The sequence below is a fragment of the Bacteroides fragilis NCTC 9343 genome, from assembly GCF_000025985.1.
GTDB lineage: Bacteria > Bacteroidota > Bacteroidia > Bacteroidales > Bacteroidaceae > Bacteroides > Bacteroides fragilis.
In genome coordinates, this window is the sequence record NC_003228.3 from 3,550,631 (window position 1) to 3,572,627 (window position 21,997).

Below are 21,997 nucleotides of genomic sequence, written 5' to 3' on the forward strand. Positions count from 1 at the left end.
GTTCCTTTTGTGAACAAAATATAGTAAAAAGAGTGAGATTCTGTTTGAATCTCACTCTTTTTATTTAGCTTTGCACTACATGCATCATAAACAAGCATAAAACAAACATCGGGAAAACAACATTTACTGTGGGAAAGTCTTTCAATATAGCGCTTATAGTAATAGCAGTAACCTTATACTCTGTCACTACATATGCTGCCGATAACAAAGCAACAAGGCACGTGTCAGCGCTGCTGGACCTGATCGACAACAGCCTCAACTATAGTAAAGAAGCTCCCAACGACAGTATTATCCAATGGGGCAACGAATTGGCTCCTCTCCTGAAAAAGCAGAAAGAATATAAAACTCTATTTCAGTTGAAACAACTGATTGTGACAGCTTATGCCTCACGAGGAGACATGAATATGGCCATCGACCATGCCCGCCGGATGTATAAGGAAGCCAAAGAATTGAATTCCCCCATCGGTATAGCTCTTTCCAGCCGTGCCATTGGGGATGCCTACTTGAATGCCAATATGCAGGAACCCGCCATCGAATCTTATAAAGAAGCTCTGGAGTTGCTTGACAAAATACCGGGTAGCGAAATCCTCGAACAAGAGATTCTTCCGAAATTCATCCTGACCCTGATTCAGACCTCGCACATGGACGAGGTACGCATCTATCTGCAAAAGTTTGAAAACCTGTATGCCGATAACCCTAATCCTACATTCCACTTTTTCATATGTGCGTGCAATGCCTACTATAACATCGAGTCCGGTGATCCCGAAAAGGGAAAAGCCGAACTGGACAAAGCCAGGAAAATCCACGAACAACTGAATTATCTCTACCTGCGTAGTATCTACAACTATATATTGGCCCAGTACTATCAAGCTGTCGGGAAGTATGAACTGGCCCTGCAACAATACGAATGCCTGACAAAGGTCCCTAAAGCACCTGCCCCCAACAAACACATCGGTTTGCAGCTTGAGTGTGCCCAACTGCTGACTCAAATGGGACGAACGGAAGAAGCCTATCGTATCTATCAAAAGGCCAACCGGCAAAAAGACTCTTTGAACGCTCTGAGCTATGCCCGGCAAATCAATGACCTACGGGGAATGTACCAGATAGACCGGATGGAAATCCGGAACCAAATTCAACGAAACCAAATCATCTTGTGGATCATCATAGCTTCCATCTTTATATTGATGCTTGTTTTGCTGTTGATTGTCCGCATCCGGCAGGAGTCCAACCGACTTCTCCGCTCCAAAGAAGAATTGGAAATAGCCCGTAAGTATGCCGAGAACTCGATACGTACCAAAAGTCTGTTCCTGTCGAACATGAGTCACGAAATACGAACACCACTGAATGCACTTTCCGGATTCTCATCCATCCTGACCGACGAATCCATCGACAATGACACACGGTATCAATGCAATGACATCATCCAGCAAAACTCCGAACTGCTGCTAAAGCTGATCAATGATGTAATAGACCTGTCAAATCTCGATCCCGGCAAGCTGACTTTCAATTTTAAAGAATGTGACGCCGTCAATATATGCCGTAACGTAATCAACACCGTAGAGAAGGTGAAGCAGACACAAGCCGGAGTCAGTTTTGTCACTTCACTGGATAGACTGACTTTGCGTACAGACGAGGCACGCCTGCAACAGGTATTGATCAACCTGCTGATCAATGCCACCAAGTTCACTACCGAAGGAAGTATCACCCTGACATTAGAAAAAGAATCGGAAACCATGGCTCTGTTCACTGTGACAGATACCGGATGTGGTATCCTCCGTGAAAAACAGGACCAGATATTCAATCGTTTTGAGAAACTGAACGAAGGTGCACAGGGAACAGGTCTGGGACTCTCGATCTGTCAACTTATCATCGAGCAAATCGGAGGGAGAATATGGATTGACCCGGACTACACCGAAGGTGCGCGATTCCGGTTTACACACCCCGTCCGGCCCGCAAAGGAAAAGGAGGCAGAAAGATGAAGCGACTGATACTTATCATCATAGTATGTTGCCGAGCCTTAGGATGGTGTCATGCAAATACACAAACGGAAACGGACAGCCTGTATCGGGTGGCACAGTCACTTCCGCATGACTCGACTCGTCTGGAAATGTTCAAGAGACTGGCACAAATAGAGCAACTGACTCCCAGGTGTATCACCTTCTCGGGTCTGTTGCGCGAGGAAGCCACCTTGCAGAAGAATGACAGATACAACACCATAGCCGCCTATCTGCACACAGTGTACTACTATAACCAAAACAACCGGGACAGCGTAAAAAAATGGCTTGACACAATGGAGCCTTATGCCCGCAAATCGCAAACCTGGGATCTCTATTTCGATGCGCTCCGCTTTCAGATAGACCTCTGCACCTACGAAGAGCAGTATGAACTTGCCATCAACGAAGCGAACCTGATGTACGAAAGAGCCCAAAAAGTGAACTGCGCCCGCGGACTGATCGGAGCAAAACAATGCTTGGGCAACGTCTATATCAGTACAGAGAGATGGGACGAAGGAATGAAAGCATTGGAAGCTGCCTATCAACTCTCTTTACAAACAGATAATGCGGTAGTACGAATCTCGATTCTCTGTCAACTGATTTCCATAACCAAGGATCAGAAAAACAACCAATTACTCTCCGAATACCTTGCGAAGCTAAAAGAAACACTGCATCACCATACCTCCACGAACCCGATGCTCAAAGAGGCATTTTATGATGTTTACCTGTTCTGCGAAGTATATTACACCTATTATTATCTATATGCAGGCCAGCCGGAACAAGCACATAAAAATCTGGTTAAAGCGGGTAAATTTCTCAATGGCAACACCTTCTTTCTCTACAGGGTGCTCTATTACGATGCCTATGCAGCATACTTCCGGGCTTGCAAAGCGTATGACCGGGCACTTGCCAAGATAGACTCCACCATCATGCTGCTGCAAGAGGACTTCAACAGCAATTACATCCACCAAAAATTGACAAAAGCCGACCTCCTGGCAGAAGCCGGACGAAGTGCGGAAGCCATTCCCCTGTACATCGAAACGCTCCATCTTAAAGACTCTATCGAAACGACCGTTCTCGACAAACAGATGCAACAGATAAAAGCCAAATACAACATCGACAAAGTGGCATTGGAAGAGGAACGGCTGAAAAGCTACATCCAACTCGGCACCTTAATAGTGGTGGTCATTATCCTGATAATTCTGGTTGCTTTCATGCTCCGCATTTCACACGTACGCAAGGCTTTGGAACGATCGGAAAAAGAAACACGGGAAACAACCCGCATGGCGGAAGAAGCCAACGAAATGAAAAATCGCTTTTTGTCGAACATAAGCTATCACATCCGCATCCCGCTGAACGGTGTAGTGGGTTTCTCACAATTGATAGCCTCCGAACCCAACATGCCCGATGAGCTCCGTAAAGAATACTCTTCCATCATTCAGAAGAACTCCGAAGAATTGATGCGCCTGGTTAATGATGTACTTGATTTATCACGGCTCGAAGCCGGTATGATGAAGTTCAACATTCAGGAGTACGGACTGGCGGAACTCTGCAATGAAGCTACCTATATGGCGCGCATGCATAGTGAAGGGTGTACCGTCATCCGGTTGGAAAACGAAATTGACACAGACCTGAACATCCGGGTAGACACCGTCCGTTTCACACAGGCGTTGCTGAGTGCACTGACATATCCGCAGAAGTACAAAGAAAAACGGGAAATCGACTTTAAGGTGACACTCGACACGGAGAAGAACTTCATCAACTTCCGCATCACCAACTCTCCGCTGGCTGACGAAAGATTTACTTCGCAAGAGGTATGCATCCGTCACGAAATCAACCGCCTGCTATTTGAGTATTTCGGAGGAAACTACAAAGTACAGACAAATCCGGACGGAAAGCCGACCATCCTCTTCACGTTTCCCTCAGGAAGAAATTGACTTCTTCCCCTATCCGCTCGTCTACTTCTACAGAAAGTTGTATCTTTGCAACCTGCAAACTTAAACCCTTCTTTATGTATACCAACAAACAGATCTGGAGTGTCAGTTACCCGATTCTCCTGAGCTTGCTTGCGCAAAATGTCATCAACGTCACCGACACTGCCTTTCTGGGACGTGTCAGTGAGATAGCCCTCGGTGCTTCTGCCATGGGTGGGCTTTTCTATATTTGTATTTTCACCATTGCCTTCGGATTCAGCACCGGTTCCCAGATCGTCATTGCCCGCCGCAACGGTGAAGCACGTTACGGCGATGTAGGTCCGGTCATGATTCAGGGAGTCTTGTTCCTGTTGGTCATGGCTCTCCTGCTCTTCGGATTCACCAAAGCGTTCGGCGGAAACATCATGCGCCTGCTGGTCTCTTCCGAAAGCATTTATGATGCCACGATGGAGTTTCTCGACTGGCGCATCTTCGGGTTCTTCTTCTCATTTGTCAACGTGATGTTCCGGGCACTCTACATCGGAATCACCCGCACCAAGGTGCTCACCATCAATGCAGTGGTTATGGCGCTGACCAATGTGGTACTGGACTATGCCCTGATATTCGGACACTTCGGGCTTCCGGAAATGGGCATCAAAGGAGCAGCCATTGCTTCCGTAATCGCCGAAGCGGCTTCTCTGCTCTTTTTCCTGATTTATACGTACATCACCGTCAACCTGAAAAAGTATGGCCTCAACCGCTTGCGGTCGTTCGACCCGGTTTTGTTGATGCGCATTCTCAGTATATCGTGCTTCACCATGCTTCAGTATTTCCTGTCGATGGCCACCTGGTTTGTTTTCTTTGTGGCAGTGGAGAGGTTGGGACAGCGCGAACTCGCTATTGCCAACATCGTGAGAAGCATCTACATCGTTATGCTGATTCCGGTAAATGCACTGGCCACCACGACCAACAGCCTGGTGAGCAACGCCATCGGCGCGGGAGGCATCAACTACGTGATGCCGTTGATAAACAAAATCGGGCGCTTCTCTTTCCTGATCATGCTGGGACTGGTCATCATAACCGCCCTGTTCCCACAAGCATTGCTCTCGGTATACACCAACGAAACGGCATTGATCAATGAATCGGTATCATCGGTATATGTCATCTGCGTGGCCATGCTGATTGCCTCTGTTGCTAACGTCGTCTTCAACGGAATATCGGGTACAGGCAATACTCAAGCAGCCCTGATGCTCGAAGCCATCACGATTGCAATCTACGGATCGTACATCATTTTCATCGGAATGTGGGTGAAAGCTCCCATCGAATGGTGCTTTACGATTGAGATTCTGTACTATACACTGTTGCTCGCCACAAGCTATATTTATTTCAAAAAAGCAAAATGGCAGAACAAAAAGATATAAAGTACGAGAGATTTTTGTACATTTGCGGCTGATTTCACCGCAGATTGCACAGATTAGCACAGATATTCTCTATGTCAGATATAAAATCCGTGTCGATCCGTACAATTTGCGGCGGGCTTTACACATCATTAGTAATTCATAATTCAAAGATATGTTCGACAATTTAAGCGAAAGACTCGAAAGGTCGTTTAAGATTCTGAAAGGTGAAGGCAAAATCACCGAGATCAACGTAGCAGAAACCCTGAAAGACGTGCGCAAGGCACTGCTCGATGCCGACGTTAACTATAAAGTAGCCAAAGGATTCACTGATACGGTGAAGGAAAAGGCACTGGGACAGAACGTGCTCACAGCCGTAAAACCGAGCCAGTTGATGGTGAAGATTGTTCATGACGAACTGACCCAGCTGATGGGTGGAGAAACTGTCGAAATCGACACCAAAGGTCAGCCGGCAGTCATCCTGATGTCCGGTTTGCAAGGTTCGGGTAAGACCACTTTCTCGGGTAAGCTGGCCCGCATGCTGAAAACCAAGAAGAACAAACGCCCGTTGCTCGTTGCATGTGACGTTTACCGTCCGGCAGCTATCGAGCAGCTTCGCGTATTGGCCGAACAGATTGACGTACCGATGTACTCGGAGATCGACAGCAAAGATCCGGTTTCCATCGCCCAGAATGCCATCAAAGAAGCACGTGCCAAGGGATACGATCTGGTAATTGTCGATACGGCCGGACGTCTGGCAGTCGACGAACAGATGATGAATGAGATCGCTGCCATCAAAGAAGCCATCCAGCCCAACGAAATTTTGTTCGTGGTAGACTCTATGACCGGACAAGATGCGGTCAACACAGCCAAAGAGTTCAACGAACGCCTCGACTTTGACGGCGTGGTGCTGACCAAGCTCGACGGTGATACCCGCGGTGGTGCGGCCCTCTCTATCCGTTCGGTAGTGAACAAACCTATCAAGTTTGTAGGTACGGGCGAGAAACTCGATGCCATCGACCAGTTCCACCCTGCCCGTATGGCCGACCGTATCCTGGGTATGGGTGACATCGTTTCGTTGGTGGAACGCGCACAGGAACAATATGACGAAGAAGAAGCTAAACGCCTTCAAAAGAAGATTGCCAAGAACCAATTCGACTTCAACGACTTCCTCAGCCAGATCTCCCAGATTAAGAAAATGGGTAATCTGAAAGAGCTCGCTTCAATGATTCCGGGTGTGGGCAAGGCCATCAAAGATATCGATATCGACGACAATGCTTTCAAAAGCATCGAAGCCATCATCTACTCCATGACTCCGGAGGAACGCAGCAATCCGGGCATCCTGAACGGTTCGCGCCGTACACGTATCGCCAAAGGTAGCGGTACGACTATCCAGGAGGTGAACCGTCTGCTGAAACAGTTTGACCAGACTCGCAAAATGATGAAGATGGTGACCAGCAGCAAGATGGGCAAGATGATGCCGAAGATGAAATAAGACTGCACTTTTCTTCCCGAAAGCTTGACTTTGGCTTCGGGATGATGTATCTTTGTCTATGTAATCATTCAATAAATTCAATTAGAATGCAATAGAAGGAGGAAGCCGCTGTTTCCTCCTTTTTTTATGTACCTACCGGAGTAAGAAACCATAACCCGCCGCTTGAAGTCCCGGAGACGGTTGCTCCACTCCCGAATACCGGCTGCATTGCAGTCAGATGCTTACTGCATTTCAGTAAAACCCCGGCTCTACCCGCATCGGATCCCGGCTCTATTCCCAGAAGTTCCTCTTTGCCTTCGGAACTCCTCCCCACCCTGTTAATAATCTATAAAGCTACTCTTGACAAAAAACAGGGGATGGTAAATGATATTACTTTTGCCTGATACCATAAAAGCATTGAATCAATGAAACACATTCTCTTCACTCTGGCGCTTGCTTCCATAGCCGGGATAGCCAACGCACAACACAATGGGCACTCCTATACGGTAGAAGGTTTGATAAACGATTCTACCCTGAACGGACAGACACTCTATATCAGCCGTTATGACGACGGAATGAAAGTGGATAGCACGCAAGTGACCAACGGGCAATTTAAATTCACCGGAAAAGCGGACATCCCCTGTTTTTGCCGCATCGATGCGGGGAGAGAGTATGCCAACTTCATCCTCGAAGGGGGCAACATCCAGGTCAATGTACTGACTCACAATGACCCGAAGGGAACGCCAATGAATGAGGAGTATACCCACATATCTGATAAGACATCCGAGCTGGTCACAGAGTTGAGAAAAAGACATGCGGCCATCGAACAGCAAACAGAAGACAAATCGGAACAACTCCGGCTTAAAAAAGAATACGCCGATACTTACTGGCATCCGACTTATACCCGACTATACAAAGACATGTTTATGAAGAACCCGGACAATGCACTCGGAGAGTTTGCCATCAGAGAGCTTGCCATGTGCGCTTTGCCCGAAGAGATGGACACCATATTTGCGGCTTCCGGCCCCTGGTTGAAGTCACTGAGCGTATATCACCGCATCGAAAAGCAGTTTCAAGGCATGAAAGCGACGGCAGTAGGACAAAAGTTTACCGACTTCAGCGGTAAGACCATAGACGGCGCCGCAAGCTCTTTATCCGATTTTGTGGGCAAAGGTCAATACACTTTGGTAGATTTCTGGGCAAGCTGGTGTGGCCCCTGCCGTTCCGAATCGCCTCATATAGCCGAACTCTACAACACATACAAAGACAAAGGACTGACTGTTCTGGGAGTAGCAGTCTGGGACAAACCGGAAAATACCAAAAAAGCGATCAAGGAACTCAATATCGACTGGCCGCAAATTATCGACACCGGTATGACGCCCATGGATCTGTACGGTGTAAAAGGTATCCCTTTCATCCTCCTCTTCGGACCTGACGGAACCATCATCGCACGTGACCTCAGAGGAGAAGGAATGAAAAATAAAGTAGCCGAAGTACTAAACAATAAATAACTCAATAAACGAATAAGAAATGACACTGATTGATGGAAAAGCCATCTCCGAACAAGTAAAGCAGGAGATTGCAGCCGAAGTGGCAGAAATAGTGGCTCATGGAGGCAAACGCCCTCATCTGGCAGCCATCCTCGTAGGACACGACGGAGGCAGCGAGACATATGTAGCCGCCAAAGTAAAAGCTTGCGAAGTGTGCGGATTCAAGTCGTCACTGATCCGTTACGAAAGTGATGTGACAGAGGACGAGCTGCTTGCCAAAGTACGCGAACTGAATGAAGATGACGATGTAGACGGATTTATCGTACAACTTCCGTTGCCCAAACACATCTCCGAACAAAAAGTGATTGAGACCATCGATTACCGCAAAGATGTGGACGGATTTCACCCGATCAATGTAGGACGCATGTCTATCGGACTGCCTTGCTATGTATCGGCCACTCCGAATGGAATCCTCGAACTGCTGAAACGCTACCGGATAGAGACATCCGGGAAAAAGTGCGTCGTATTGGGACGCAGCAATATTGTTGGCAAACCGATGGCTGCACTGATGATGCAGAAGGCTTATCCGGGAGACGCTACGGTGACCGTATGTCACAGCCGCTCAAAAGATCTGGTGAAAGAGTGCCGGGAAGCCGATATCATTATCGCTGCATTGGGACAACCCAATTTCGTAAAGGCGGAAATGGTGAAAGAAGGTGCCGTGGTCATTGACGTAGGTACCACCCGGGTGCCCGATGCCAGCAAGAAGTCCGGGTTCAAGCTCACAGGAGATGTGAAGTTTGACGAAGTATCCCCGAAGTGTTCGTTCATCACTCCCGTTCCGGGAGGAGTCGGCCCGATGACCATCGTGTCACTGATGAAAAATACATTGCTGGCAGGTAAGAAGGCGATCTATCAATAACCCATTCCTCCGTTTCCCTCTTCATAGAGGGGGAAACGGAGAATTTGCTTTTCAATACCTTAGTATCATGAATACGATATTTAAAACCACAGGCTTGTGCGTCTTTCTCTTCGCATGTACCCCATGGGCTGCCGCACAAAATTCTTCTATCGACTATCCCTCATATCAAAAAAGAAATACCGACGCACTTGAAATCAGCCGGATCGTCCGTAATGACACAGCTACCATTCTGTATATGGATGCTTACTCGCGCCCTAACTATTGGATACGGCTGGCTTCGGAGCTCTCTCTACACGGGGTGCAAAGCGGGAAGAAATACCCTGTCATCCGATCGCAAGGTTTCGAACTGGACAAGCAGGTATACATGCCGGCTTCGGGCAATGTGACGTTTACTCTGCAATTTGCCCCTATCGATCCGCAGGACCGGACGATAGACTTTGTAGAAAGCAACAATGAAGAAGACTTCCGGATCGAGGGAATTTGCCTTGACGCATCTGTCCCCAAAAAGAAAGTACACTGCCACCTGGCCGGCAAAATGGCAAACCGACCACAAACCAGTCGCCTGATACTTATAGAAAGCAACAAGAATACACGCGGTACCCCGTGGATTTCGATACCGGTGCGCAACGGTGTCTTTGAGTACGACTTCTATACCGACCACGAAAAGGCTTACGAGCTTATTTGCTGGGACGACCTGTTAAACGGTTGCTGGTATCCGGTCACTTTCTTTGCAGAAAATGGAACGGTATCTTTCACCATATCTGCCATAGACGCACGCCCACCCTATCGCATAGAGACCCTCAACTCACTGACGACGGCCCTCCGGCTATTTGAAGCGGAAGGGAAGGATAAGTTCAGTTTCGATGAACTCAACGCACGAAGAGATACGCTCGAAAAATACGGACGTTTTGAAAGTGAAGCCATGCAAGCACTCTGGAAAAAATTCGATCAGGTGAAAGACAATCCCGAAGAAAGAAACAAGCTTTTCAGAGAAAGAGACCGCCTGGAAGAAAGTGGCGAAGCATTCACAAAAGAAGCAAAAGCACTTATAAAGGAAAGGGAACAACTCTTTCGGAAAAAAGTAATTTGGGAAACGGAACAAGCCTCGCAACACCCTTCGCTGGTGGGACTATTTATCCTGAAAATGAAGGTGGAGAACGCACGGAAAGATGAAGACGTCACACCCTATCTGGAAGCATTTCAAAAAGTGTATGCCTCCCGCTATCCCGAACATCCTTATACCCGGGAAATGCAAATGTTTATCGACAATAACCAACCCAAGACGGGAAACCGTTTCATCGACTTCTCCGCTCCCGACCTGAATGGTAACATGGTTCAGTTGTCCGAACAGATACGGGGAAAAGTGGCTCTGATCGACCTATGGGCTTCCTGGTGTGGTCCGTGCCGTACGACCTCCAAGCAATTGATTCCCATCTACGAAAAATATAAAGACCGTGGATTCACCGTCATCGGCGTCGCACGCGAGCAGAACAGCGATATCCGTATGAGAGAAGCCATACGGAAAGACGGTTATCCCTGGCTGAACCTTATCGAGCTGAATGACGTTCAACAGATCTGGTCAAAATACCGGATACCGAACGCTGCCGGCGGAACTTTCCTCGTGAACGCCCAAGGAATCATTCTTGCCGTGAACCCTACAGCCGAAGAGGTGGAACGTATTCTCCAGAAAGAACTTTAATATCGGTAATTTATGAAACATCTGATTCTTCTTTTTCTCTTTTTTTGTTCTGTATCTTGCAGTAGCAACGCGCAAGAGCAACCTGTCCCTACCTCATCGGCCGACACAATACCCGCACAGAAGATCACCCTCCTCTTTGCAGGCGACCTGATGCAGCATCAGGCACAGATAGACGCAGCCCGGACAGCAACCGGGTACGACTATACAGACTACTTTAAACTGATAAAAGAAGAAATCGGCAAAGCAGACATCGCCATCGGAAATCTGGAGGTAACCCTCGGTGGAAAGCCCTATCGGGGGTATCCGGCCTTCAGTGCTCCCGACGAATATCTGACCGCAATCAAAGATGCCGGCTTCAACGTATTGATAACAGCCAACAATCATTGCCTCGACCGAGGCAAAAAAGGGTTGGAAAGAACCATCCTGATGTTGGATTCCCTACAAATTCCGTATGCCGGCACCTACACCGATAGTACGGCCCGTGCCTCGCGGTATCCGCTCTTGCTGGAACAGAATGGCTTCCGCATTGTCCTGCTCAATTATACATATGGCACTAACGGCATCAAGGTATCTGCCCCCAACATCGTCAATTATATCGATAAGGATATCATGGCCCGGGACATCGAAACTGCCAAAGCATTGAACCCGGATGCATTGATTGCATGTATGCACTGGGGCATCGAATACCAATCGCTGCCCAACAAGGAACAAACATCTCTTGCCGACTGGTTGCTTAGCCGGGGAGTCACCCATGTGATCGGCTCCCATCCACACGTGGTACAGCCCATGGAGTTGCGAACCGATACGCTCAGCGGACAGCAAAATGTGGTGCTTTACTCTTTAGGTAATTTTATTTCGAACATGTCTGCCCGCAAAACAGACGGGGGACTGCTCTTTAAACTCGAATTAACGAAAAACAGTATAGGCACATCTGTCAGCAATTGCGGGTATAGTCTGATATGGACTGCACGCCCCACACTCTCCAAAAAGAAAAATTACGTTTTATACCCGGCAAGCATTCCGACAGACTCTTTATCGGCAGAAGAACGTAACCACCTGAAAATCTTTATTAATGACACCCGGGAACTCTTCCGCAAGCATAACCGCGGAATTAATGAATACATTTTTTGAAGAAAAAAGTTCGCAGAATGTTTGCAGATTCAAAAAGAATCGCTACCTTTGCATCGCATTTGAGAGAGATGCTAACATGGTGGCTGTAGTTCAGTTGGTTAGAGCGTCAGATTGTGGTTCTGAATGTCGTGGGTTCGAGTCCCATCTGCCACCCAACAAAGAGAGGAAATTCATTATTGAATTTCCTCTCTTTGTTTATATAAGGCAATTAAGGATCAACGTAAGTGAAAGACCTGTCTGCCAAAGACACAGGATTATAAAAAATCTGCAGAAGCAGGATCAAAATCCCGCCTCTACAGAAAACTGTAAACCATTAAAACAAAATGCACCTTGTCAGACCACAATTAAAAACGAGGCATAACAAACTTGTCATCAGGGGATGTAAAGGATAATCCCGGAACAGAGCGGCGCATATCTTTATAAGCGTATTCTTTAATTAGTGAATAGTCAGTAGCATCCAAAGCATAATAATAGTCATCTTTATCCGTTGATAACTTTACAGTCCAATCGAACATATTTCCAAAGATAGTCAACTCGTCTTTGGTGGGATCGAAACCGGGAAGAGCTGATTTAACCAAACTTCCATCACTGTTGATCACATAAAAATGATGCTGGCTGTCTACCATATACCCCAAAGTCCGGCGACTGCGGAACTCAGTAATAAATACATATTCCGGCAAAACGCCTTCAGGCAGCTGAATCAGTTTCACATACGGACGTCCCTTGGTACACTTCAGATGAAACAGTTTATGGTTGGCATCCAAAACCAGATACCCCTCATCATAGTCTTTACGGGTAGTCGGATTGCCCGAAGCATAGCTTGCGGGAAAAGCAAACCCTTTCTGAACCAGCATCTCCGTAAACAATTTACTCTTCGCCCCATCTATACGATTCGTCTCCATACGAATAAATTCGATACCTTTATCGGTAAAGCGAAAAGCATCTTCGGGCATTTTCAAATCCACCCGCTTGGACATGGACTCCATCAGGAAATAAAGTCCTGTTTGGGGAGCATTGATAGCTGACGGCACACTCTTGAAAGTAAAGTTAGTCAACTGGATGTCTTTCGGACTAACTGCCCTACCGCAAATAGTATCGGGAAAACGTTCGTCTGCCGTAAGCTGACGTACGTAAAGAGAAGGTAACAGACTGTCGACCTGTTGTTGTGTATATGTATTGCCTTTCGTATCATAACGGTGAAGCTGCTTATTCTCATCCAGTTGCGTAATGACAAAATCACCAAGCACGGAACTATACATAGTAAAAGGAGTCTTGGCAGGCTTCAATGTGAGAAAAGCATAGCACCAAGGCAACTGCCATACAAGCAGCACAGCCACAGTAACATAAAAAAACATTTTGCTGAATCGAATCATGTTCGTTTAATTTTTTTGGTAATAAACATTCGGTTAGTCTTGCTTACCGGCTTTGAACCGTACCACAGAAATCCATGAAAGAGAAGCGATAAGCAGCGTATAAAGTGTCAGGCAGGGCAAGAAACTGTTATAAGCCTCTGCTCCCGGAGCCAGGAAATAGACACGAAAAATCAATGCGGCAATAATCAGATTCAAGACCCTCCGCTTCCATGTAGGTTCCAGGCAAATCCATGAAACAAGCAGATACCCGGCAAATCCGGCCAAAAACCACGGAGCAGCCGAGAGTAAGATACGCTGTACCAGCTCACTTGTAAAGTGTTGCGGCAAATAAACTCCCATGATAATAAAACTCGTAGCAAAACATGTAAACAGCGCAAGTACTCCAAAGGCTAACATAGCCATGACCATCTTCTTCTGTGAATAAGGTAAATGTAAGGTAAGTTTCAAACACTTGCGTTGCATCTCAGGGAAAAACTGTACGGCTGCCAGCAATATACCGGTCAGTAAAGGAACAAATTGTAACAGATCGATAAATATAGCATCCTTCTGGACCATTACCACCCATAAATGATCGATTCCCTGTATGGCAATGGTACGACCAATACGAAGCATGGAATATCCTGTGATTCCTATCATAAAAAGGGTTGCCAGCAACAAATACCAGCGCGTTTTTATCCACTCTTTATAAAATATGGCTTGTATCATATTTCTTCTCTATTTATTTACATTATTAATACTTTCCGGTGAGACCGATAAAGGCATCTTCCAGACCTACATTTTCGTGCTGCAAACCAGTAAAGGGAACTTGATTTTCCTTCAATAGCCCCTCGACATCCGAAGGGGGCAAAAAAGAATATGTTTCCAAAGTCTGACGAATAACAGCCGGATGATAGCAAGTCACCGGCAATTGAGGCTGATAACCTTCGGGGACAGTGCAAGTATATTTTCTCAACCCTTTCATCAACGTTTCAATAGGTTGCTGGATAAGGATAGAACCATAATCCATAATAATACAATCATCAATCAGCCGCTCCATATCCTGAATAATATGGGAAGTCAGAAAAACCGTCTTGTTCTCGGAACGGGCATAATCACGTAAATAATCTACAAAAAGACGACGATAACCCGGATCAAGTCCTAAAGAGAAGTCATCCAGAATTAACAACTCCGGATTTTGTGCCAGAATCAGCCCTAATGCCACTTGCGAACGCTGTCCGTTCGACATTCTCGAAATACGTTGTCCCGGAGCTACCTTCAATTTGTTCATCAAGTCATAATAAGCTTCTTTCTTCCATTGTCCCGGATAAAAAGAAGCATAAAACTTTTCTATCTGTGTGATATTCATAAACTGATATTGGACATGCCCCTCCAACAGCAAACCGATGTTCCTGCGTAAAGCAGGATCCATGGTCTGAATGTTCTCACCAAAGATGCGACATTCGCCCGAATGCGGCTGAAGATAACCGCTCAATATATTAATGGTCGTCGTTTTCCCTGTACCATTCTTACCCAACAGTCCCAAGATACGTCCTTGAGGCACTTCAAAGCTCAAGTTCTCATAAATCTTGCGCTGACCGTAATAATGGGTCAGGTTCTTACATTCTATAATTGCACTCATGCTTTATAAATCATTTTTTGTTTGTTACTAGAAACACATCAGGAAAAGAATAGGAATCAGGATACCGCCCACCAACTCGATCCCTCCTCTACCCCATAACCCCTTAGGACCTTTTATCATCACCATACCGCTGACGGTGATAACAATCAGACTGACAGCAAAGGCATCGGCAAACCAAGTCCACCATTTACCCGGATTGAAATGAAGCTGTACCATGGAAGAAATCAGCGGACGACGCTTCACTCCTTCGTAAACAGCATCCTTTGTCCGGGTATTAACCACCAGGCTCGAACCACCTTTCAGAAAAACTTTAATCCGATCCGGCTTTGGATAATAATATTTAGTGAAATTTCCGGCTTCGTTCAAAGGTTCCAGCAAAGCCAAAATCACTTTCTCATTGACTTTACTTTTATCCGACAGGTCCTCTGTTATCTTATATTCCGTTCGTGTCACTGTATAATGAGGATTTATGCTATCCCTATGGTTCATCACGATACCCGAAATAGCATAAATCAAAATCATTCCCGCAAAGAAGAAAGATAAATCACGGTGGATGATCCGGCTCCATTTGCGAAATACAGTACCTTTATTCCGCGATTTCATAAGAACTTGCTTCCATATAATAGAATGATAGGTAATCTTTTCCGGTGGCAGCTTTTCTTTCCGCTATTTTTGCACGAAAGTCTGCAATACGGGCTTCAGGAGTATTAGCTGTTTCGCCACGCGCTTTCTTTTCCGAATCACATCCGGCAGCTGTTTCGCCATGAGATTTTTCGGTCTGCGCTTTCAATTTAGACTCCCAGTTTTGCAAATAGGCTTCATCTACCCGCTGTTCTTTCAATGTCCCGGTCACTGTAACAATGGCATTGATACATTTAGTGTCAAATGAACCCAGCGGTCCGGCTTCCACACGAATCGTTTTGGTATCATCACTGCCCATCAGGAAGATTTTTGTAGCTCCATGCTTACAGGTATGCGTGCAGATACCTTCTATAGTCACCTCCCGGTTAGCCAATGAATCGGCATGTGCCAACAGGTTATCGACACTTAATGCCGCCGGAGCTGCCAGCTCCGTTTTTTCGGACTGACTCTGTTTGTTACTGTTTCCACAAGAAGTAGTAGTTACCAAAGCTGCTATTAAGGTTGCAGCGACCATAAATTTAATTTTCATATGCTTAATTGTTTTTATTTGTTAGAAAAAGATGCCTAGTGAACAAGCGACAGACCGGGTCGTTCCACTTTTTTTATAATATGCGGCCTGCCATTGAACCGACAAAGACAGATTATATTGTTTCATAATAGGATAATCCCCTTGTAAACGAATACCTACCATGCCATAGCTATCGGACAAATAGTCGATATTCGCCAACAAAGCTTGAGAGACCGACTTCGCAAGATTCAGCCCCGGTAAAGAATGTTCGGCCGATAAATTGGCATAATACCCGCCATTGGCCTCCGCAGTCAATCGTAACAGCCTCCTCTGATACTGCAAACGGGCACATAAAGAGCTCTCCAGAGCCGACAGATGAACAAACCGGGATATAGCACTGTAATCTGTTTCCGACCGATGAAAAATTATACTTGGAATGATTGCTCCTCCCCATACTGACTTATCGGTCAAAAGCCTCTCCCATAAACCGCTGGCAGCAATCTGACAATTCGTGACTTTCATTCCCGGAGATGTACTGATTAATGCACCATAAGAACTTCCGCCTGCCTCACCGTACAGATTCTCCGTCCCTTTACGGACTGTATAGCCTGCATCCAGCTTTACTGCAAGGTGCTCCGACTGCTGAAGTTTCCGCATCCAAGTCACATTCCCTTTCAAATCCGTTGTTGCCAAATTCAATAAAGTAAGATTATTGGCATTGCTTAATTTCTTGTCCATCGACATGCGATCGACCGAAACAGTGGCAGATATGCCTTTCTCCGTATCAACCGGCAGGATACCTATACTTCCTCCCCACTCGGTACCTTGATGCTTCGTTCCGGTCTGATTTCCGGCAAAACGCACATAATCCATACCCAATCCCAACATATGGTATACTGAAGTAGAGCCTTTATCCGCAAGGAACGAAATCTCACTTTTCTGCTGATAAAGCCGGAAATCTGTAGAAACTCCCAAACGATACGCTCCCAAACGATATCCTGCTCCCAAAGCAAAAGAAAGATCGGAAGCTGTATTACGCGGACGCGGATCTTTATCCCGATAATTATGGGAAGCCCTATAACCACCAGTGATTCCCCATGTCCAAGAACCCGACTCACTGGCGTAACCTCCATTGAAATAGTAAGTTTCTCCTTTCAAAAAACCTCCAATAGAATCACCGGTCACGTAAGGAGCAATCAGTTTCCAGTCTATATTTTCGTTCCATAGCACATTCTCCTGTTTCTCACTCCTGTATCCTGCTGAACCGAATACACGATCACGTCCCGAAAGAATGACGAAAGAGTGAACATCCACCCCGATATGGGTATCCTTATCACCTTCCTGTTTCAAAGATGCTTTTCCTTTATCATGATAAGCTCCATTTACGTCCAACCTTGTCCATGTATACGGAGTATAGTAATAATAAAGTGCCGGATTCCTCCATACCTCACCACGAAATCCGGTCGCAAATGAAGCGGTACGGATTACCTTATCGGACAGGGAGAGTGTGTCGACAGTCTGCCCGAAGGCTTCCTGCCGACTCTCCACAAATAAAGCAATCAGCAACGTAATGATAATTCGGATTCGCATCATGAATAATAAAGATTTATATATCAATAAGATGGATTCAATTATTTGTTAAATAGGCTCGGAGTGGCTGCAGGTGTAAAATCAACAGTAGAATTATTTGTATCCTGCAATACTTCACGCTCACCATCCTTATAGGCTACTTTACGCATTACGCATTTTCCGATGTTTTCTGCAATAGTATTGTTCACACCGACATAAGTATGTCCCATATCCAATCCGGTAGAAGTAACATTCCACTGCCATTCATTGGAAGCCCCCACGTTTACGGCATCAATTATCCATTCATTGGGGAACTTATATTTGCTTTGGGGTTTGCTGGCTGTCCCGTTTTGCATGATATACGTATAATTGTATGCATAGTCTGAAATATACTTTTCTTTTGTCATGCCTTGGGGCAATCTGCCGATAGCATAAGCACGATTTCCCTGTTTATTCAACACCCAAATAGTTTTGGAATAACAATAATAAATATCCAGATTGGGAACAGCCGGATTATCCACATCTTGTTTTGACTCTATGTACCACTCAAAATTGGCCTTACTTAAATCTATTGAATTCGGATTAGCCTCTTTATGATTGATCGCATTGTCACACAGAATAAAAGATTCTCCCGGTTGTACCGGATGATCCGTTCCACTGCCCGGCACCGCTACAACAGAACCTACTGCAATGGCTTCATTCATAATATCCGGATCTACCGACTGGTATTTTTGGGTAGTTTGGAATTGTGATTCCATAAAGATCAATCCATCGGCATACAAAACTTTATCCGAGTTGTTATAGATACGTACATACTGATCGCCATTATATTGTTTTCCAGCTTCATTATAGGTTCCGGGAATAAATATCTCGGCAATCACAAAACCGGGCTCGCCTGTATTGAGTACATGAACTGTTAGTTCCAACTTGCATGATCCTCCGGAAACAGTCACATTCTGCTGTACTCCCTGTACATCGACCTCCACGGAAGTTCCATTTTGTGAATAAGTACCTTTACCTATAAAAGTCACATTATACAATCCATCTGCCAATTCAATGCTTTGGAGCGGATAGGCAACGTCTGTCTTAACCGATGTATTTATATTTTCAAAAGTATAGGTTCCACCGGTCAGCTGCAGGCCCTCGATAGTGGTATCTACAGTAGTGGTAATGCTTACAGTGGATATATTTACTTTGTCATCATCACTACATGCGGTAAATCCCAGCATGATCGCAAAAAGGATTGCCATTGTCAATTGATTCTTTTTCATTTTCATTTCTATTTTGTTTTATTGTTCATTTACTAAAAAGTCAGGTTCATCTCCATACCGAAATAAGGCGACTCGGAGGTTCTCCGCTGCAACACACCCCGTAGGGTATAATCAGGATAAATACCTAAAAGCCGGTTTACATAAAAAGCCAGGTTCAGATATTTACCGATCCGCTTACTCGCCTTCAGATTGATATCCATATAAAAAGGTACGGTGGTACGCTCAAAATAGGTAGCCGAATATTTCTCTACCAGATGCTGTAACTGAATATTGTTTTTATCTTCTTCACGAAATAGATGTGTTTCACCGGATTGGTCGATATAGCTGACCGGAACGCCATCATTCCATAAGTTCCGTCTGTTGGTATACCAAGTACATTGTGCCGATGTGGAGAAAGTAAGTCCCAAACGCTGTATATAAGTATCAAACATAAAATTCGTATTGAATGCCTGACTTTCTGTCCCGTTCTCCCCCTGGTACAATCCCACATATTTCAACTGTTTGTTGTCCAGCAATATAGAAGAGGCCTTGTATTTGGGAGAATCCGAACTATAAACTGTCTTTATCCAAGCTCCATACACTGTGACACGAGTCTTAAGCGATTCAATTCGTCTGGAAGCGAACTGAAACTCCACTCCTTCTTTATGCACCTTCATTCCATTTCCTTGCGTGGAATACACATCCAGGTTGTATTCATTGGCATAAGTCAACTGAGAAAGTTCGGGAGGGGCTGTCAAAGCCGAACCATCGATACTTGCCGGATCATATAACTTATATGCCAATGATTTATAGTATGTGAGGTCATCAAAAGCATTATTCATCCGTTCGCGGAAATAAGTCGCCGACAAACGGTTTCCTTTGTAACCAATATCCGCCCGCACTTCCCATTTCATGTTACGTGCCGGTTCCAACTGATAATTAGTATTATCCCATTTATACGTCATCATATTGATGCGGCGATAATCCGGATGGTTATGATAATAATTCAATTGAATCAAATCCACATACTTGAAGTCCGGATACAGCTGTGCGGTAGTCGGCATACGGCTGATCCAGCCCAGACCTCCCGAAAAGGCAATATTCCATCCGTTGGATGTAGGCAAACTCCATTGCAGATCCAGACGAAGGTCTGGATAGATCTTACCCTGCATCTCATATTTGCGGTCCAGCCCCAATAAAGACTGCAAACGGATACCGGCTGTAAAAGCCAATTTATGCCTTTTTACGGGAAGACTCAACACCTCTTCGGCATAGAAAGCAAAAGGTTGCAGTCCCGGTATATCTTTAAAACGGCGCGGACGCGTACTTAAACCTTCACTGATAGGTCGTGTCACATCAAATACCTGGCCTTTCCCCAAATTCTTCTGGTAGTTCCATTCCACTCCCAAATTCATCCTATTTTGCAGTCCACCCAGTGGAAAAGCCAAATGTGTACGTGCGGAAACCGTGACATATAAAGGTTTACCGTCAATCTCCATCTGTGCCACATAATTATAAGGCAGATAGATACCGTCAGATTCTCCGGTCTCTGTCTGAGTGGCAATGGCAGCCGGACGATTCAGAGAGACGGATTTTGTTTCACGCATCTTCTCCCACTGCCAACTAACAGAGGTTGCCGCATGAATCTCACGAATCCACGAATGATTCGAAAATTTCAGATTCCATTTTCCCGCCATTTTGAAGCTGCTAAAGTCTGATTTATAGGAATCTTCCTTTACTGTCGCATCTTTATCCCTCTTTGCATCATCAAACGAACCGGTATAATCGGTACTGAGGTTCCAGTGAATATTGCGTTCATTCCATAACCACTTTCCATCCAGGCGTGCGGAAGCTGTGAGACGGGTATAGTTTTTCACACTATTGCGGGGATCTATCTTTGAATCCAGATAACTCAAATCGGTATTCAAAACATAACGTCCGTTCCCATCCAACCGGAATCCTTTGCCTACAGAAAACAGCTTACTGGTCTTATCGGCTTTGAAACGTGCGGATAACGGACTTTCACTGGTTTTACGCTGAATAATCACCGCACCGTTTGCCACGTTACCGTAAGCTACCGAAGGAATACCACGAATGATCTCCACCTTTTCAATATTATCAGTCGGGATAGTACGCATGTCCACCCCTTTTGACATCGTACTCGTTGCATTTACGGCAGAAGTGCTACTCGGCATATATTGCAGATTCGCATCCGTATTCTGAAAGATACCATCAATATAGAATCCGACTCCCAATGAAGAGATATCTTCCGTCTTACCCGTTTCACGTATACGGATCAGATTAGCCTGTCCCATCTGAGGATCAGCCGATTTTCCTCCGGGTACCAATTCCATCAAATCACTGAAACTGCTGGGTTGAAGATGTTTCATGGCGGTACGGTCAACTATGGAAGCACTGGTCGCACGCTTTGATTCGGAAGCAGTCACTACCACTTCGTTCAGCGCCATTTTCGAGGGCTTTAAATAAAATATATCAGAAGTATTTCCCACAACCTTAATTTCTTTCTCGGTAGAATCATATCCTAAATAAGATATGATAATCCGATAGGTCCCAGGATGGATATGAAGAAGTTCAAAATGTCCGTTTGCATCTGTTATTCCTCCATAAGCAAATTGCTTTTCCACAAACAACTGAATGGTGGCATAATCCAATGCCTTATGAGTCTGTTCATCCAATACAGTACCTCGGAATGCAAATGTCTGTCCCCACGCAAGAGATACATTGCAGCAAATTAGAAAAGAAAAAAATGTATATGCAATTTTACGAATCATCTTACTTTCTATTAGCTCGCAAAAGTATAAGATATCCGCAGCAGAGGCAATACCAAAAATTAGGTATAATAGTGTATCTATTCACAAATAGGATACCTACATTTAGGTGTTTACTTAACAATCATCAACGTAGATACAGATACTCTGCCAGACAACGTAGCAATCACCTCTTCCGGCAGTCGATCGGCAAAGTGTAAGACGGTTATCACCTTTTTTACATAACAG

General features: G+C 45.4%; 16 protein-coding genes and 1 tRNA gene. 9 read left to right on the forward strand and 8 right to left on the reverse strand.

Annotated elements, in window-relative coordinates:
• Positions 1-128: 128 nt before the first annotated feature.
• From BF9343_RS14625 to BF9343_RS14670, 9 genes are all read left to right on the forward strand, one after another.
• Complete coding sequence (locus BF9343_RS14625; RefSeq protein ID WP_010993244.1) at positions 129-1,979, forward strand: ATP-binding protein; 1,851 nt, start codon at positions 129-131, stop codon at positions 1,977-1,979.
• Positions 1,976-3,931 (forward strand): sensor histidine kinase, encoded by a 1,956-nt coding sequence (locus tag BF9343_RS14630; protein WP_010993245.1) that lies wholly within the window; start codon positions 1,976-1,978, stop codon positions 3,929-3,931. The genes BF9343_RS14625 and BF9343_RS14630 overlap by 4 nt, the downstream gene beginning before the upstream one ends.
• Before the next feature lie 74 nt (positions 3,932-4,005).
• Positions 4,006-5,328, forward strand: a complete 1,323-nt coding sequence (locus tag BF9343_RS14635) for an MATE family efflux transporter (RefSeq protein WP_010993246.1) — start codon at positions 4,006-4,008, stop codon at positions 5,326-5,328.
• Between the two features lie 151 nt (positions 5,329-5,479).
• Positions 5,480-6,799: a signal recognition particle protein gene (gene ffh, locus BF9343_RS14640; RefSeq protein WP_005789195.1), complete on the forward strand. Its 1,320-nt coding sequence runs from the start codon at positions 5,480-5,482 to the stop codon at positions 6,797-6,799.
• 404 nt (positions 6,800-7,203) lie between these two features.
• On the forward strand, positions 7,204-8,289 hold the full coding sequence (locus tag BF9343_RS14650) for a TlpA disulfide reductase family protein (protein WP_005789197.1): 1,086 nt from the start codon (positions 7,204-7,206) through the stop codon (positions 8,287-8,289).
• Between the two features lie 19 nt (positions 8,290-8,308).
• Positions 8,309-9,190 carry a bifunctional methylenetetrahydrofolate dehydrogenase/methenyltetrahydrofolate cyclohydrolase FolD gene (gene folD, locus BF9343_RS14655; protein ID WP_005780414.1) on the forward strand — a complete coding sequence of 294 codons (882 nt, stop codon included), beginning with the start codon at positions 8,309-8,311 and terminating at the stop codon, positions 9,188-9,190.
• Positions 9,191-9,257: 67 nt separating this feature from the next.
• Positions 9,258-10,889 (forward strand): redoxin domain-containing protein, encoded by a 1,632-nt coding sequence (locus BF9343_RS14660; RefSeq protein WP_010993247.1) that lies wholly within the window; start codon positions 9,258-9,260, stop codon positions 10,887-10,889.
• A 12-nt stretch (positions 10,890-10,901) separates the two neighbouring features.
• Positions 10,902-12,020 carry a CapA family protein gene (locus BF9343_RS14665; protein WP_005789202.1) on the forward strand — a complete coding sequence of 373 codons (1,119 nt, stop codon included), beginning with the start codon at positions 10,902-10,904 and terminating at the stop codon, positions 12,018-12,020.
• A 79-nt stretch (positions 12,021-12,099) separates the two neighbouring features.
• Positions 12,100-12,173: transfer RNA gene (locus tag BF9343_RS14670), tRNA-His, on the forward strand.
• Positions 12,174-12,364: 191 nt separating this feature from the next.
• On the opposite strand, the gene BF9343_RS14675 is transcribed toward BF9343_RS14670, so the two are convergent.
• Genes BF9343_RS14675 through BF9343_RS14710 form a run of 8 tightly spaced genes read right to left on the reverse strand, consistent with a single transcriptional unit; the run spans position 12,365 to position 21,772 of the window.
• Entirely contained in the window at positions 12,365-13,393 is a 1,029-nt protein-coding gene (locus tag BF9343_RS14675) for a DUF4857 domain-containing protein (protein WP_005798820.1), read from the reverse strand.
• A gap of 33 nt (positions 13,394-13,426) precedes the next feature.
• Positions 13,427-14,098, reverse strand: a complete 672-nt coding sequence (locus BF9343_RS14680; protein ID WP_005789206.1) for a hypothetical protein — start codon at positions 14,096-14,098, stop codon at positions 13,427-13,429.
• Between the two features lie 25 nt (positions 14,099-14,123).
• Complete coding sequence (locus BF9343_RS14685) at positions 14,124-15,011, reverse strand: ABC transporter ATP-binding protein (RefSeq protein WP_005789207.1); 888 nt, start codon at positions 15,009-15,011, stop codon at positions 14,124-14,126.
• Between the two features lie 27 nt (positions 15,012-15,038).
• Positions 15,039-15,614, reverse strand: a complete 576-nt coding sequence (locus tag BF9343_RS14690; RefSeq protein WP_005789209.1) for a PepSY-associated TM helix domain-containing protein — start codon at positions 15,612-15,614, stop codon at positions 15,039-15,041.
• Positions 15,598-16,182, reverse strand: a complete 585-nt coding sequence (locus tag BF9343_RS14695; RefSeq protein ID WP_005789211.1) for a hypothetical protein — start codon at positions 16,180-16,182, stop codon at positions 15,598-15,600. Before BF9343_RS14695 ends, BF9343_RS14690 begins: the two co-directional genes overlap by 17 nt.
• A 21-nt stretch (positions 16,183-16,203) precedes the next feature.
• On the reverse strand, positions 16,204-17,754 hold the full coding sequence (locus BF9343_RS14700; protein ID WP_041926244.1) for a DUF6850 family outer membrane beta-barrel protein: 1,551 nt from the start codon (positions 17,752-17,754) through the stop codon (positions 16,204-16,206).
• 38 nt (positions 17,755-17,792) lie between these two features.
• Positions 17,793-19,007 carry a DUF4876 domain-containing protein gene (locus BF9343_RS14705; RefSeq protein ID WP_010993249.1) on the reverse strand — a complete coding sequence of 405 codons (1,215 nt, stop codon included), beginning with the start codon at positions 19,005-19,007 and terminating at the stop codon, positions 17,793-17,795.
• 26 nt (positions 19,008-19,033) lie between these two features.
• Complete coding sequence (locus BF9343_RS14710) at positions 19,034-21,772, reverse strand: carboxypeptidase-like regulatory domain-containing protein (RefSeq protein WP_010993250.1); 2,739 nt, start codon at positions 21,770-21,772, stop codon at positions 19,034-19,036.
• Positions 21,773-21,997 lie beyond the last annotated feature (225 nt).

Bases quoted from the DNA above. Each gene is read 5' to 3' on its own strand.
- BF9343_RS14665 (WP_005789202.1), top strand. From the start codon at position 10,902: ATGAAACATCTGATTCTTCTTTTTCTCTTTTTTTGTTCTGTATCTTGC.
- BF9343_RS14690 (WP_005789209.1), bottom strand. From the start codon at position 15,614: ATGAAATCGCGGAATAAAGGTACTGTATTTCGCAAATGGAGCCGGATC.
- BF9343_RS14680 (WP_005789206.1), bottom strand. From the start codon at position 14,098: ATGATACAAGCCATATTTTATAAAGAGTGGATAAAAACGCGCTGGTAT.
- BF9343_RS14710 (WP_010993250.1), bottom strand. From the start codon at position 21,772: ATGATTCGTAAAATTGCATATACATTTTTTTCTTTTCTAATTTGCTGC.
- ffh (WP_005789195.1), top strand. From the start codon at position 5,480: ATGTTCGACAATTTAAGCGAAAGACTCGAAAGGTCGTTTAAGATTCTG.
- BF9343_RS14650 (WP_005789197.1), top strand. From the start codon at position 7,204: ATGAAACACATTCTCTTCACTCTGGCGCTTGCTTCCATAGCCGGGATA.
- BF9343_RS14660 (WP_010993247.1), top strand. From the start codon at position 9,258: ATGAATACGATATTTAAAACCACAGGCTTGTGCGTCTTTCTCTTCGCA.
- BF9343_RS14675 (WP_005798820.1), bottom strand. From the start codon at position 13,393: ATGATTCGATTCAGCAAAATGTTTTTTTATGTTACTGTGGCTGTGCTG.
- BF9343_RS14705 (WP_010993249.1), bottom strand. From the start codon at position 19,007: ATGAAAATGAAAAAGAATCAATTGACAATGGCAATCCTTTTTGCGATC.
- BF9343_RS14685 (WP_005789207.1), bottom strand. From the start codon at position 15,011: ATGAGTGCAATTATAGAATGTAAGAACCTGACCCATTATTACGGTCAG.
- BF9343_RS14630 (WP_010993245.1), top strand. From the start codon at position 1,976: ATGAAGCGACTGATACTTATCATCATAGTATGTTGCCGAGCCTTAGGA.
- BF9343_RS14635 (WP_010993246.1), top strand. From the start codon at position 4,006: ATGTATACCAACAAACAGATCTGGAGTGTCAGTTACCCGATTCTCCTG.
- BF9343_RS14695 (WP_005789211.1), bottom strand. From the start codon at position 16,182: ATGAAAATTAAATTTATGGTCGCTGCAACCTTAATAGCAGCTTTGGTA.
- BF9343_RS14700 (WP_041926244.1), bottom strand. From the start codon at position 17,754: ATGATGCGAATCCGAATTATCATTACGTTGCTGATTGCTTTATTTGTG.
- folD (WP_005780414.1), top strand. From the start codon at position 8,309: ATGACACTGATTGATGGAAAAGCCATCTCCGAACAAGTAAAGCAGGAG.